Genomic DNA, 14,277 nt, shown 5'->3' with positions numbered 1-14,277 from the left:
TATGGTGGCACAGGCAACGACACCTATGTGGTAGACAGCTCCTATGACACGGTTTCCGAGTACGCATCAGAAGGCACGAATGATTGGGTCTATTCTTCTGTCAGCTACAGCCTAGGTAGCAATGTAGAAAATCTCTACGTGATGGGAACAGCCTACTCTGGCTACGGCAACAGCCTCGACAACGTCATCTACGGCAATAGCTCGAGTAACTACCTCGATGGTGGTACGGGCAATGACGCGATGTATGGTGGCTACGGCAATGACATCGTAGTCGGTGGCTATGGCAATGACACCGTGAATGGCTATGGCGGTGGTAGTACAGAAGTTGACTACCTCTATGGTAGAACTGGCGGTTACAACTACGGGTACGCTGATGCTGATACCTACGTTCTCGGTGACGCCTACGGCGCTTACTACAATGGCGCTTCTAGCTACGCTATCGTGACAGACTACACCTACTCCGAAGGCGACAAAATCCAACTATATGGCAGCTCTAGCAACTACTACTTAGGTTATGGCAACTACGGCGGTACCAGTGCTACAGATACCTACCTCTACTCCTATAGCGCCTCTGCTGGTTACGATCTGGTTGGTATCGTTCAAGATGCAACCACTCTCAACATCAGCTATGTGTAATTAGCACGGTTGGACTGGATGGGATTCGCTAAGTCTCCGAGTTTGTCGTTGCTTAAGCTAACAATCCGTTTAATGTAGATTGGAAACCCCCAGTCTACATTTTGCGTTGATGAAGCCTCGGCTGTGCCGCATGAGGGAGTTTCAGGTTGATATTTTGCAGATGTCGAGTCGGAAATAGCGGCAAACTCTAGTGTTTTTTCCCAGAACCTGCGATCGCCCTTTGCTCCGTTTCCTCGTATGCTCTTCGGCTTGAGCAATCACCTTGGGTGGTGCCCTTTTGGGGCGATCGAAAATCCCCGACGGGTAGCTCGATTCTCTGCTAAGAGTACCTGAAAACTCACGCGATTGCTCATTTCACCACTTCTCACTTCCAACGTCCAGTTGCCAGGGCGAAGCTGCCAGAACAAAGAATTCGATGAATCCATGGCTAGCTTTTGACCATTCAGCCACCACTCCACAGGCTGGGTTGGTGTTGCCGCGAGTTTAAACTCTAACCGTTGCACAGCATCTGATTCGGTTGGGTATAACAGGAAAGAATCCCCCTGCCGAGGAGACACAATCTTTAGATGATTACCCGATAAAGATAATTCTCCCCCCTCTGGCAATGTCTGCGAAACAGAGGATAACGTCGCTTCACGCGGCTGCATGGCTAACCACTCGTTATATTCCTCCGGTAAATTCAGCCGATATTGTGAGGGTTGCCCATCGCTTCCTGAAGATACCCCTTGATAAAAGGTATCTGGATGGCGTTCGTATTCGCCCAAGTCTTCTGGATAGAAGTATTCCTGCACCACTGAAGGACAAGCTGGAGTTGGGCGCATTCCAGAAAGAGCACACACCGGTCGTTGCACTAAACCGGAAGGAGGCGAAAAGCCTGTCGGTTCTTGATGTTCGTGTAGGTGTAGCATAATCCGATTCCAGAGTGGGGCTGCACCCGTCACTCCAGAAACCTGCCGCATCGGTTCGCCATCAAAATTGCCCACCCAAGTTGCAACCGTATAGTCGGTGGTAAATCCCACCGTCCAAGTATCCCGATAATTCGAGGAGGTGCCCGTTTTAACGGCGACTGGAAACGGTAGATTAAGCACCGAGTCAACACCAAAGGCTTTCGCACGGGCATGAGGGTCACTTAACATATCAGTAATCAGTGCCCAAGTTGTAGCGGTGCCAATTGGCTTTTGATGATGGTTTTCCGGATTAAGGAAAGTTTTGGGGGAACTCATCTGAGTTACCAATGGTTTAACTTGTCCTTGGTTCGCCAAGATCAGATAAGCGTGGGCTAACTCCCACAGACTCACTTCACCACTGCCCAACGTTAACCCTAATCCGTAATAGTCTGGAGGATGAGTTAAGTGTGCAAAGCCCAGTTGATGCAATCGTTGCAAAAACGTTGGCACTCCAACTTTCTCCAAAACCCGCACGGCTGGAATATTCAGAGAATTCGCTAAAGCCACCCGAACTCGTACCGGCCCTTGAAAGGTTTCGCTATAATCCGCAGGACTGTAGAGTTTCGCCCCAGGAATGGCGTAACGAGTTGGCACATCCGCTAAGACGGTATTGGGGCGAATAATGCGGTTTTCTAGAGCCAATTCATACACAAAGGGTTTCAGGGTAGAACCGGGTTGGCGTAAGGCTTGGACTCCATCATTTCGACCTAATTGGGCTTCCAAAAAGTAATCGGGAGAGCCAACATAGGCTAAAACTTCATCTGTATGGTTGTCTATCACCAAGGCGGCGGCATGATGGACATTATTCGGGGCGAGGGTGCGAATAATTTGCTGTACTTGGGCTTCTACAAATTGTTGCAGAGGACGGTCTAGGGTGGTTCGGATTTGGGACATCCGATTGGGGCTTGGGGATTTGGGATTTGGGATGGATGAATGGGGGAGTTGACTGGCTACCCAAAATAAGAAATGGGGGGCGGCAAGAATGCCTTGTTGACGCGATTGAAGGGAAATTTTTTCTTCGTAGGCTCGATCTGCCTGCTGGCGGGTGATATAGCCGTCTTTAACCATACGGTTGAGGACGTATACCTGCCGCCGTTTTAAGGGTTCCCAATAGTCGTAAGGATTAAGATAGTTGGGATTGTTGGGGATAGCGGCAAGGATGCTGGCTTGGGCAATGTTGAGTTCACTTGCAGACATGCCGAAATAGATGCGGGAGGCGGCTTCTACTCCATAGATATTCCCGCCCATGGGCAGTCGGTTGATGTAAGCGTCGAGAATTTCCTGTTTACTCATGCCTGCGGCTAAGCGCCAGGATAGCCAAATTTCACCGAGTTTGGCCGATAGCGTGCGGGGCGCAGGTTCAAGCATCCGGGCGAGTTGCATGGTAATGGTGGATGCGCCACTGGTAATTCTGCCGGCCTGAATGGAACTGACAAGCGATCGCGCAATCGCCTTCATCTCCAAGGCACCATGTTGATAAAATCGCCCATCTTCTGCCGCTAGAATCGCCTGGATGAAAGGGGGAGATACCTGTTCAAGGGGGAGTACAGCCGTATGGTCTTGGTCACGGGTGAGCAGGGTTCCGAGGGGGAGTCCGTTGCGATCGCTAAATTCAACAGCTTGTTGATCTTGAATTAGATCGCTAGCGCGAATCGGAGCTAGATTAGGAAGCGATCGCACCACAAGTCCCAGAAGCACCACAACTAGGGTCAGTTTCCAGAACCGCCGATGTGAACGGTTCAACCTCTGCCAAACCTTCTGCTGAATGTAATCCCTCATAAGACAAAGGATGGAATTACTAAATTAATTCTGTTCTTTACCCCACCTTATCCTTTCGGTCGGGATACAAGCTGTAAATTGCGTTGAGACCCAGTTTTTAATTCTTGGTGATGTAGCATTGAGCAAAAAACTCCCAAGTTAAACTACATGAACTGTTTCTCCAGACAACTCGAGATCGCCAGTTAAGGATGCAACTTAAACTGGCTTCTATTTTTTCTGGCTGTAAGGGTTATGAATTCATTAAAATTAAAAGATATTATCATAATTTATCGATAAAATCTGTTTATCTATATGTTGCGTCGCTTAAAAATAATTGGTAATAAAATAAAAATATTTTTTCATAGCAAAAATTCAGCCTATTTAAAGATATGAGCTAACTCCATTGTTCTCGATGAGAAGACCAATCGTCCGTATAACCCCATGGTGAATGCAGGAGCGATCGCCACTGCTGATTTAATTAAAGGTAATGGGGGAACCGAACGGCTCAAACGCCTCCTAGATATGTTTCGGCGTTATACCGGACGAGAGCATGATATTAATGTGCCAGTCTTCTTGTCGGAGAGAGCCACGGGTCATCGAAATCGCGCGATCGCTTACTTAATGCGGAATTTTGGCATGATTAGTGAGCAAATTGATGAAACCCTTGACCTTTACTTTCAGCACTGTTCGATGATGGTTAATGGTCGTGATCTAGCGATGATGGCTGCAACCCTAGCCAATGGTGGCATGAACCCAATCACCCAAGAACGTGCGATTGATGAGCGCTATGTCCAGGATGTGATTAGTGTGATGCTCACCTGTGGGATGTACGACTACTCTGGAGAGTGGACTTATCGAGTGGGGATGCCTGCCAAAAGCGGAGTTGGCGGTGGTATTACAGCCGTTGTTCCGGGGAAACTAGGAATTGGCACATTCTCACCACCGTTAGATGCAAAGGGAAATAGCGTCAGAGGCATCAAAGTTTGCGAAAACCTCTCTAGAGATTTTGGCTTATACCGATTTCCTAAATCGTTGCTACAGATACTTTTCTTGTTCCCCCCTTGATAAGGGGGGCTAGCCGGAGCTTTAGTGAGGAGGTCAATTTGTAGCGCTATTTTATGAAATTGGTATTACACCTGTTTAATGCTGCCAAACCCGAACGAGATTTGAAGGCTTGGATTGAAGGTAGCGATTCGATTGATAGTTGATAATCCCTAAAGCATGGCTTAATTGCATTTTTATCTCAGTGATCGGGAGACTTAGTAGTTAGCTCGAAAATTCAACAACCCTTCCTCGTTAAAGGAGAGGGAGATAACCGTGAGATCGAGCGAATTAAAGCGATAAGTAGCAATAATTCAACGGTACGGGCAACCGCCCAACATTTAATACAACGTTTTGGCAATCTCAGTGCCATTAATAGCAGCCAAAACTTGAAATTTAAAATGGAGGGGGCATGGCAATATGTCCAGGTACTTCCCTGCCAGGATGAGCGGGGTATTGATTGGCTGATTGTGGTTGTCGTTCCTGAGTCTGATTTCATGGGACAAATCAATGCTAATACCCGTACAACAATTTTATTATGTTTAGTTACACTAGTTGTAGCCACAACAATCGGTATTCTCACAGCTCGCTGGATTAGTAAACAGATTCTTAAGTTAAATAAAGCTTCTCAAGAAATTGCCAGGGGTGACCTGGATCAAAACATTGAAGTCAACGGCATTATTGAGATAGAAAATCTTTCAGGTTCATTTAACAGTATGGCTCATCAACTGCAAGAGTCATTTGATAGCCTAGAAGCAAAGAATGCCGGCTTAGAGCAGGCGAAAGAAGCATTAGCCCAGGCAAAAGAACAACTAGTACTACGAAGGCATCATTCAAGACATCTCCAAACGCAAGCAGGAAGAAGATGCACTCAAACGTCAACTCCAGGAACTACGCATTGAGATTGACCAGCAAAAGCGGAAGCAGGATGTTGCGGAGATTACTCAATCTGACTACTTCCAGGAGTTGCAGGCTGCTGTAGAAAGCTTACGATTTGACGAGGATTGGTAATCCGTTTTCAGTTACATGTACCACACACTAAGAACACGATATTAAACATCGAGTTGGTACAGTGATATCGGCTCCTCAATCCCCTCAAATTCTCGCTGTCCCAGATTAATCGGTTGCAGAGGTAGAAAATTTTTAACGGCTTCATAGACCGTTTGAGAAATACAAATTCCTCCGGAGGGAGCTTCAGCTTGTAATCGCTGTGCAATCTTAATTCCAGTTCCAATAATATCGCTGTAACTGAAAATCACTTCACCCAAATGAATCCCAATGCGATAAGTGAGTAAGGGTTCTATGGAAGGTTCAGCCGTCTGCCGTAAAGCCAGTTGAATCTCTTGAGCACAATTTACAGCATTCAGCGCACTCGGAAAGTAGATCAACAATGTAGCACCGAACGATTTGAGTAGCTGACCTTCAAACTGTTGAGCCAGTTGGGTAATCAATTGGAAGTCTTGGTAAAGCTGAGTCTGCGTTCGTTCTGGGTTCGTGTTTAGATTGGCCTCAAAATTTACAGCATCCGTGAAAACAATTGTAGCGAGGCGACTTTCTTGGATTAAATTTAACTGCAATCTACTCAGGCGATCGCTAAAATACTGACGATACAAAGCGCAACTCGGTACTACCCGCTGATTGTGTCCCCGCACTAGTCCCATACTTTGTAACTTAAATGCCTGTACTGGCTCTAATTCCACGGCGCTTTGTGACTTTACAACCTGCGTCAATGCACTCACGAGTTCTGGATACTGTTTAAGATTCCATAATTGCCGTCTCAAATAATCGCTGTACAGTCCATCTTCGGCGATGGCTGTTTCTAAAAGCTGCTCCAGCGTAATCTCTTCACCGCTAATGTGATGAAGTGCCAACTGGACTAAATAAGGATTTCCACCGCTCAACGCCATTAATTGTTCGACTTGCTTATCCGTCCAATTCAGTTCATATCGGGTTGCTAAATCTTTGACTTGCTCAGCCGTAAACTCTGGCAACTCCACCGAAAAACCCACATTAAAAGGGGATTGATTGATGTTGAGCGGAATATAAACTTCTGTGGAATGCACGACTAATAACCGCAGTTTTTGCCAAGCATCGCTACTTTCATCTCCATACTTAGCTTTCTCATACCAAGCTCGCAGCAAGCCAAAAAAGTCGGTGGCAATTTCTGGGTAATTAAACACCACATCCACTTCGTCTAAGGCCAAGACGATGGGGCTATTAATTTGAGCTAACAAGTAATTCTCAAAGTAATCCGTGCAGTTATAATTGCTGCCGAAGATATCATCCCAATACTCAGCTAGTTGATTGGGAACACCTAAATTCCGACTCACAATCGCACAAAACCACTGGAGAAAACGAGTTAAATTGGAGAACACGCTTGCATCCGCCAATTGGAAACTTAAGGTCACGGTTTTATAACCTTGCCTTCGCGCCGAGGAGAGAATCCTAGCCATCAGCGAGGTTTTCCCCATCTGCTTGGGCGCTTTGATCCGAATCAACGCTCCCGGCTGTAAAATCGTCTCGTAACCCAACAGCTCAATGGGGGGACGCTCTACATAAAAGGGAGAATTGAGAGGGACTTGACCTTTGAGGGTAACTCTCTGCTGATTCTCTAAATTTTCGCGCTCCTGCTTCGTGTAGTCACTGGGGTTGAGTTTAAGCTTAAAGGCGCTGAAGAACGATTCGATGCTGTGTCGATCGACTGCAATTTCGCGGCGTTGTATGCGCGTGAGTGTATTAATACTCAAGCTCGTGCGATCGCGCAACTCTTCCAAAGTATAGACGTTGCCCGCATTTTCTTGCATTTCTGACTGCCGCTTGGCGGTTTGCAGGCGATTCCAACCTTGAACCGTTAAGATCACACCTCGTTTACGCTTGGTTGATTGATTTTCTTTAGACACAAATTTTAAATCCTCCCAAGGAAATAACTTCTTGGGCTGTCTTCTTGCCAGTCCGCACAGCTAGGGCATCAGGCTGGGATTTTGCCGGTGAAATTTTATTATCCTCAGATTAACAGCTCGGCTGGCTCATCTCTTTAACTACAGCCGATAAGTTTTTCAGCAGTGAGCTTAAGCCGCCTCATTCAACTTGTGATGTTGAATAGTTCAGCTTCTGAGGTCAGGAGCGACTTAATTGTAGCAATGTTAGGGATTTGGCATCTATTGTTAGGTTTTTTTCCCAGCGTTGCGCGTTGGCGTAGTGTTCACGCCAACGCGCCCTCAGAACCTTATCAATAAATATAGTCCTGTAACGCCTTCACCTCCAGGGGTTGGGACTGCAATGAGCGAATAGCCGCCGCTGTCGCCTTCGCCCCCGCAATCGTGGTGATAATGGGAACTTTGTAAGCCAAGGAACTGCGACGAATTAACCGCCCATCCACTCGTGCCTCTTCCCCAGACGGTGTGTTGATAATGAGCTGAATCTGTTTATTTTTAATCCAATCGAGCACATGAGGACGACCTTCATGGAGTTTGAGGACTAACTCAACATCGATCCCATGCTCCTTCAGGGCGTGTCTTGTTCCTTCCGTGGCGACAACATGGAAGCCTAAGGCGATAAAGTCTTTCACCACCGGAACCACACTGGTCTTATCGCGATCGCTGGTTGAGACAAACACAGTACCAGATAGGGGCAACTTCTGACTAGCGGCTAATTCAGCCTTGGCAAATGCCTTACCAAAGTCTACATCAATCCCCATCACCTCGCCCGTGGAGCGCATTTCTGGCCCCAAAATCACGTCCGTACCCGCAAATTTCTCAAACGGTAACACGGCTTCCTTAACGGCAACGTGCTTGATTATGGGTTCCTGAGTCAATCCTAGGGATTCTAGAGTTTCACCGGACATAATGCGAGAAGCGAGTCCTGCGAGAGGTACCCCTGTTGCCTTCGAGACATAAGGAATGGTACGCGACGCTCTAGGGTTGGCTTCTAGGATGTAAACTTGCGGCTCATACCCTTGGAGTCCTACCACCGCAAACTGGATATTCATCAACCCAATTACTTTGAGTTCCTTCGCCAACTCTACCGTCCATGTGCGAATTTTGTCCAAGACGGTTGGGGGGAGGGAGACGGAGGGGAGGGAGCAAGCGGAGTCACCCGAGTGAATCCCCGCCTGCTCGATATGCTCCATAATGCCACCAATCACCACACGACCCGTATGGTCTGCGATCGCATCCACATCCACTTCAACGGCGTTTTCCAGGAACTTGTCAATCAGAATCGGATGTTCTGGCTCAACCTGTACGGCAAAAGTCATGTACCGTTCCAATTCCATGTCGGAATAGACAATTTCCATCGCCCGTCCTCCTAATACATAAGAAGGACGTACCACAACGGGATAACTAATGCGCTTAGCCACATCCAAGGCTTCTGAGTAACTCCGGGCCGCACCATTGGGGGGCTGTTTGATGTCTAGCTTACGCAGAATTTTCTCAAACTTTTCTCGGTCTTCTGCAATATCAATCGAGTCCGGCGAAGTCCCCCAAATCTTGGTTGGGAGTGCCGCTTGGATATCAGGACGGCGCAAAAATTCTTGCAAGGGTACCGCTAGTTTCAGGGGTGTTTGACCGCCAAACTGAATGATGATGCCTTCGGGTTGTTCCGTTTCGATGATGTTGAGAACGTCTTCTTTGGTTAGGGGTTCAAAGTAAAGGCGATCGCTCGTATCATAATCGGTCGAAACCGTCTCTGGGTTGGAGTTGACCATAATTGTCTCAAACCCCTGTTTACTGAGAGCATAGGAGGCGTGACAGCAACAATAATCAAACTCAATGCCTTGCCCAATTCGGTTCGGGCCACCCCCCAAAATCATCACTTTGCGCCTATCGGAGGGTAACACCTCCGTTTCTTCCTCGTAGGTAGAGTAATAGTAGGGGGTGAAGGCTTCAAACTCCGCCGCACAAGTATCCACAACCTTGTAAACGGGTACAATGCCCAGACTCTTGCGGTAAGCGCGAACCTCATCTTCCGTGGTTTTGGTGGCGAAGGCAATTTGGCGATCGCTAAATCCTTGGCGCTTAATATCCCATAATTGCTCTTTTGTCAACTGCTTTAAGGGAGTCCGCTTCAGGGATTTTTCGGTTTCCAGTAACTGCTCAAACTTATCCAAAAACCAAGGGTCAATGTTGGTGAGTTCATAGACTTCCTCCACCGTCATCCCCATCTGCATGGCATGACGCACCGTGAAGATCCGCTCTGGATTGGGAGTTCTTAAGCCTGCGCGAATTTGTTCCAGGGAAGGCAGCTTTTCCGCTTTATCGCAACCCCAACCCGCACGACCGGTTTCCAGCGACCTCAGCGCTTTCTGGAACGACTCTTGGAACGTGCGCCCAATCGCCATGGCTTCCCCAACCGACTTCATTTGTGTGGTGAGTACAGGTTCGGCACCGGGGAACTTCTCAAAGGCAAAGCGGGGGACTTTCGTCACCACATAGTCAATCGTGGGTTCAAACGAAGCGGGTGTTTTTTTGGTGATGTCGTTGGGGATTTCATCCAAGGTGTAGCCGACGGCTAGTTTTGCCGCCATCTTAGCGATGGGGAACCCTGTCGCCTTGGAGGCAAGGGCGGAACTGCGAGAAACGCGAGGGTTCATTTCAATCACAATCAATTCCCCGGTCACGGGATTGACGGCAAACTGAATGTTAGACCCTCCAGTTTCTACACCAATTTCGCGGATGATTTTAATCGAGGCATCCCGCAGCCGTTGGTATTCTTTATCGGTTAAGGTTTGGGCCGGAGCAACGGTGATGGAGTCGCCCGTGTGAATCCCCATCGGGTCGATGTTTTCAATCGAGCAGATAATCACGACGTTATCCGCCAAGTCGCGCATCACTTCTAGCTCGTACTCTTTCCAGCCTAAGAGCGACTTTTCTACCAAGATTTGCGACATGGGGGAGGCATCTATACCAACCTGTGCCATTTCTTCGTATTCTTCCTGGTTGTAGGCAATACCGCCTCCCGTGCCACCCAGAGTAAAGGCGGGACGAATAATTAGGGGATAAGAGCCAATTTGTCGGGCAATTTCTTTGGCTTCATCCATATTATTGACAATGCCCGAAGGACAGACGGCGACCCCAATTCGCTCCATCGCTTCTTTGAACAACTGGCGGTCTTCTGCCATCTCAATGGCTGGGAGTTTGGCTCCAATCAACTCGACGCCATACTTCTCTAGTACCCCATTTTTCGCTAGAGCAACAGCGAGGTTGAGGGCGGTTTGTCCCCCCATTGTGGGCAATAGGGCATCGGGTCGTTCTTTTTCGATGACCTTCTCCACAATTTCCGGTGTCAATGGCTCAACGTAGGTACGGTCAGCGGTTTCGGGGTCAGTCATGATACTGGCTGGGTTAGAGTTCACCAGCACCACTTCGTAGCGTTCTTCCCGAAGTGCCTTACACGCTTGAGTACCGGAGTAGTCAAACTCACTGGCTTGTCCAATGACAATCGGGCCAGAACCCAAGAGCAGAATTTTGTGGAGGTCGTCGCGGCGAGGCATATTTCGTTCGTCCGTCGTAGATGACAGTGCAGACCAAATTATTCTAAATTAAATGTCCTCACCGCAATTATTTGCAGTGGCTTTATCCAAGTTTGATGACTTAGCGGATACTCTCTTAAGAGTCTCAGTCTAGACGGGTGAACGCTTGTAGTGGCGGATTGGGAAGGAGAGCGATCGCTTTTCTGAGGCTATGCGATCGCTTCTCCTCCCCTCCTTATTCACAAACTGTCATCGCACCTCAAACTCTGTAACTATTCTTCACTGAGTCTCTACAACCAGGCTCAGATCGTCCTCTGCGGGTTGAGGAACTCCGAAAACGCGACTGAAATTATACCGCCACTGTAATGCAGGACTCATACCAATTTGACCATCTAATGAACTTGTCAAAATACGCGCCCACTCATTGCTATTCGGGAATCGTGCAAAGTCTTTCTGCGTCTCGATTACCCAATTATCAGCAGCATCGATAACACCAAGATAGAAAGGTTGAATAGAGTTTATCTTTTGTAAAGATTCAATATCTGACGTGGGAAGTGGTTCAGCATCTTTGGCAATACGTTTTTTATTGACTTTTTGAAAGTCTATATAAGCTTGCTGAATACAACGCTGCACAGATGCGGAATCTTGTAGGCACTCAAGCAAACGAAGTAGCTGTTTTGCACGCCAATCACTTTGATTTACATAGGCTAAAAATCGGAATACCTTCTGCGCCCAAGCTTCGTTTTCTGTCACCAGCCATTCCCGATGCTTTTTAGCAATTTGGCAAAGCCGATAATCAGCTATCTGATTTTTTTTGAGATACTTAAATTTAATAATTTGTAGCTTTAATGGCTGCTTTTTTTTAGCTGTTTGGTAGTCAGTGAGTAGTATAAGAGCGTCATACTCTGAACCAATCAGTCTTTCATAAGCTGAGAAAAAGGGTTCACTTGTGCAGTAGTTTTCTGAAGGGGATTTAATACCAACATCCAAATCAGGTAGGTCAACTCCTCGTGCTGGATTAACCCGTAAAGGAGGTATTTCAAGACCTTGAAATATAATTTTTTCGAGTACTGCGACTAACAACATCTCCATAACGCTACCAACTGTCTTGCCATCCAGATTTGGTAGTGTTTGCTGGGTTTCGAGCTGCTCGTACCAATGCGGAATCCGTCCACCTCGTCCAATGCGGATTAAGACTTCTTCAAGTTGTTCAAGGTTTTCTCCTCTCAGTGCACGATTGACTTCATAAATCGTGGTATCAATAGATTCACGTAACCGTGAGCGCAATTCTTCCTTAGAAAGCATTAGGTATGGAGAAGAGTGATAATTGTTCAAATTTAGGCGTCGTCATCACTGCTAATCTATTCTGCAATACGCAATCCATCACCCATCCAACCAGAGGAGGTGGTACTGCATTCCCGAAAAGAGGATATTGATCGTAGATAGATATCCCTGCACAGTGTTCGTCTGGAAAACCTTGGATACGAGCATATTCTACATTCGTAAGGCGGCGATACTGATGGCCAATTTTATAACGTTCGTAGTGCCGACTCGTTGTGGAGGTGAGAGTTGGTGCAACGCCATCAATACCAAATACTGTGTAACCCATCCGCGCTCCCCCAACTTGATTGTAGAGAATTTGTACTCCTTGGACGAAATCATTGACTGAGGTACTATCTTTTAAGCGTTGTAAGGTTGATTCAGTAAAATCAAATTGAGTGTCTACATTAGACTCAAGCACTGTCCGTAAAGGAACTATTGGCATGGCATTAAAAAACTGAGCCAAATCAAAGCCAAAAAATTGGCCTGCTTTAGCGATCCCCCAAGTTGGAAATCTTTTGTTGTGTGCTTCTATGTCTGCCCAATTTTCAAAATGAGTGAGAGTTTTAATGCTTGATTCTGGTAACTCGGAAAGATTCTGACTTGAGGCTAATCGTATACTTGGAACATCTTCCTGTGTATCGCTATCTAAAGCTCCGACTATGACCACTCGTTGGCGATTTTGGGGTAAACCGAAATGCAGGGCGTTGACTAAACGCCACTCAATGGTGTAGTCCAAGCTTGCTAATCTGCTTAGTATCTTAGCAAAGTGAGTTCCTTCCTCCATCGACAGCAAGCGTTTTACATTTTCTAAGATAAAAAAACTGGGCTTGTGTCTGTGCAAGACATCTACAATAACTTCAAAAAGATTACCGCGGGGATCGCGGACTCCTTTTTTCTTACCAGCACTGCTGAATGGCTGACATGGAAAACCAGCTGTCAATAGATCGTGAGAAGGGATTTCATTTACTAATTCATGGATATCACCCTGCCGTAATTCTGCATCTCCAAAGCAATTGCGATACACTTTGCAGGCTTTCGGGCAAATATCATTTGCCCATATAGTACGTATGTTTCTTTCTTCAGCAGCAATGCGAAATCCTCCAATTCCACAAAAAAGTTCAACAGTTTTGGTGATAGTTGGTTGACTAATACTACGCTTTTGACCTTTGACTGTATCCATGAACGTTGCTTGAGTCTGCTTCAAAATTATAGCGATCAGCTTCGCTGGTGCCGTAGGCGATCGCTCCTCCTCCCCTCATTTGGTACAAACAGCGGTCGCATAGCCTCAGAAAACCGATCGCTCCTCCTCCCCTCCTTATTCACAAACTGTCATCGCACCTCCAACTCTGTAACTATTCTTCACTTTTCGACGGCATATCCAAATACAGTGTGATCAACTCTTGTAGCGCTGCTGGATTAATGTGCCCAAGCGCGTCGGTTCCCCCAAAGGGATAGACATGATCATCAACAGGCTGTGTAGCCTTGGTTTGCACAGGTTAGTCAGTAGAGTCCTACGGTGTCTTATGAAGATGTAGGAGAGATGATGAGGCTTGTGAGGAAAAAAGTTTCTCTGAGTGGCGTTTGTGTAGCAAACACCTAGTTCCGCCTAGTCCCAGGTTAGGATTTCCCAAGATGACGCAGCTTCAGCACCTCTGCCTGAATATGAACAAACCATTAAGTATATTTACTGGTCTTCCTTGCGATAGAAGTGCATAAAGGCTAACTCTAGGAAAATTAAAACTGAAGGCATCAACCTATATGTATATATTTTTCGCTGTATGGAAATAAAATTTATTAGAGAATATGCTTTGAAGATGTCAGCCGTATTTGCTAGTAGAGCCATCAACGCCAAGAATCGAGGAGAAAAAGAGAATTACATTAACGACTTAGAAGCAAGAAGAGATTTGTGGGAAAGAGTCGCGCATTTACCCGCCAATAGCAACAAATGGGAAATTGCTCAAGAATATATCAGTCTTATGTCAACCCCAAAAACTACCAAAATGGAACTTAGGCGTCAATATAAGTTTTTGCAAGAAAAACTAGGCGACACAGACTTAAAGCACTCTCAACATATTCCAGATAACAAGACGGCTTGAATCAGAC

General features: G+C 46.6%; 11 protein-coding genes. 4 read left to right on the top strand and 7 right to left on the bottom strand.

The genetic code is table 11. The annotated features are described in order from the left end of the window. Positions 1 to 636 (top strand): hypothetical protein (locus NDI48_24020; protein ID MEP0834237.1); only part of this gene is annotated, 636 nt, incomplete at its 5' end. On the opposite strand, the gene NDI48_24015 is transcribed toward NDI48_24020, so the two are convergent. After that, positions 627 to 893 carry a hypothetical protein gene (locus tag NDI48_24015; protein MEP0834236.1) on the bottom strand — a complete coding sequence of 89 codons (267 nt, stop codon included), beginning with the start codon at positions 891 to 893 and terminating at the stop codon, positions 627 to 629. The genes NDI48_24020 and NDI48_24015 overlap by 10 nt on opposite strands. Further along, positions 894 to 3,362 (bottom strand): penicillin-binding protein 1C, encoded by a 2,469-nt coding sequence (gene pbpC, locus NDI48_24010; GenBank protein MEP0834235.1) that lies wholly within the window; start codon positions 3,360 to 3,362, stop codon positions 894 to 896. Between the two features lie 420 nt (positions 3,363 to 3,782). Between pbpC and NDI48_24005 the strand changes: the two genes are divergently transcribed. Both NDI48_24005 and NDI48_24000 read left to right on the top strand, forming a co-directional pair. Beyond that, positions 3,783 to 4,406 carry a glutaminase gene (locus tag NDI48_24005; GenBank protein ID MEP0834234.1) on the top strand — a complete coding sequence of 208 codons (624 nt, stop codon included), beginning with the start codon at positions 3,783 to 3,785 and terminating at the stop codon, positions 4,404 to 4,406. Between the two features lie 365 nt (positions 4,407 to 4,771). Further along, positions 4,772 to 5,284: a HAMP domain-containing protein gene (locus NDI48_24000; GenBank protein MEP0834233.1), complete on the top strand. Its 513-nt coding sequence runs from the start codon at positions 4,772 to 4,774 to the stop codon at positions 5,282 to 5,284. Between the two features lie 150 nt (positions 5,285 to 5,434). Here the strand turns inward: NDI48_24000 and NDI48_23995 are convergent, their stop codons facing one another. The 5 genes from NDI48_23995 to NDI48_23975 all read right to left on the bottom strand — a co-directional run bounded on the left by NDI48_23995 (position 5,435) and on the right by NDI48_23975 (position 13,667). Continuing rightward, positions 5,435 to 7,282 (bottom strand): AAA-like domain-containing protein, encoded by a 1,848-nt coding sequence (locus NDI48_23995; GenBank protein MEP0834232.1) that lies wholly within the window; start codon positions 7,280 to 7,282, stop codon positions 5,435 to 5,437. Positions 7,283 to 7,611: 329 nt separating this feature from the next. Next, the gene (carB, locus tag NDI48_23990; GenBank protein ID MEP0834231.1) at positions 7,612 to 10,872 is read right to left on the bottom strand and encodes a carbamoyl-phosphate synthase large subunit; all 3,261 of its coding nucleotides are present in this window, start codon (positions 10,870 to 10,872) and stop codon (positions 7,612 to 7,614) included. Between the two features lie 258 nt (positions 10,873 to 11,130). Then, a complete protein-coding gene (locus tag NDI48_23985) occupies positions 11,131 to 12,156 on the bottom strand; it encodes a hypothetical protein (protein ID MEP0834230.1) in 1,026 nt (341 codons plus the stop codon). Beyond that, positions 12,146 to 13,354, bottom strand: coding sequence for a DNA (cytosine-5-)-methyltransferase (gene dcm, locus NDI48_23980; GenBank protein MEP0834229.1), 1,209 nt, complete (start codon positions 13,352 to 13,354; stop codon positions 12,146 to 12,148). The genes NDI48_23985 and dcm overlap by 11 nt, the downstream gene beginning before the upstream one ends. Before the next feature lie 172 nt (positions 13,355 to 13,526). Next, a complete protein-coding gene (locus tag NDI48_23975; protein ID MEP0834228.1) occupies positions 13,527 to 13,667 on the bottom strand; it encodes a hypothetical protein in 141 nt (46 codons plus the stop codon). A gap of 285 nt (positions 13,668 to 13,952) precedes the next feature. Between NDI48_23975 and NDI48_23970 the strand changes: the two genes are divergently transcribed. After that, on the top strand, positions 13,953 to 14,270 hold the full coding sequence (locus NDI48_23970; protein ID MEP0834227.1) for a hypothetical protein: 318 nt from the start codon (positions 13,953 to 13,955) through the stop codon (positions 14,268 to 14,270). Positions 14,271 to 14,277: the final 7 nt, after the last annotated feature.

Origin of the sequence: Microcoleus sp. AS-A8, assembly GCA_039962225.1 — a bacterium.
Lineage (GTDB): Bacteria > Cyanobacteriota > Cyanobacteriia > Cyanobacteriales > Coleofasciculaceae > Allocoleopsis.
This window is presented reverse-complemented; position numbering and strand designations above follow the sequence as displayed.

Bases quoted from the DNA above. Each gene is read 5' to 3' on its own strand.
- pbpC (MEP0834235.1), bottom strand. From the start codon at position 3,362: ATGAGGGATTACATTCAGCAGAAGGTTTGGCAGAGGTTGAACCGTTCA.
- NDI48_24005 (MEP0834234.1), top strand. From the start codon at position 3,783: ATGGTGAATGCAGGAGCGATCGCCACTGCTGATTTAATTAAAGGTAAT.
- carB (MEP0834231.1), bottom strand. From the start codon at position 10,872: ATGCCTCGCCGCGACGACCTCCACAAAATTCTGCTCTTGGGTTCTGGC.
- NDI48_23985 (MEP0834230.1), bottom strand. From the start codon at position 12,156: ATGCTTTCTAAGGAAGAATTGCGCTCACGGTTACGTGAATCTATTGAT.
- dcm (MEP0834229.1), bottom strand. From the start codon at position 13,354: ATGGATACAGTCAAAGGTCAAAAGCGTAGTATTAGTCAACCAACTATC.
- NDI48_23970 (MEP0834227.1), top strand. From the start codon at position 13,953: ATGGAAATAAAATTTATTAGAGAATATGCTTTGAAGATGTCAGCCGTA.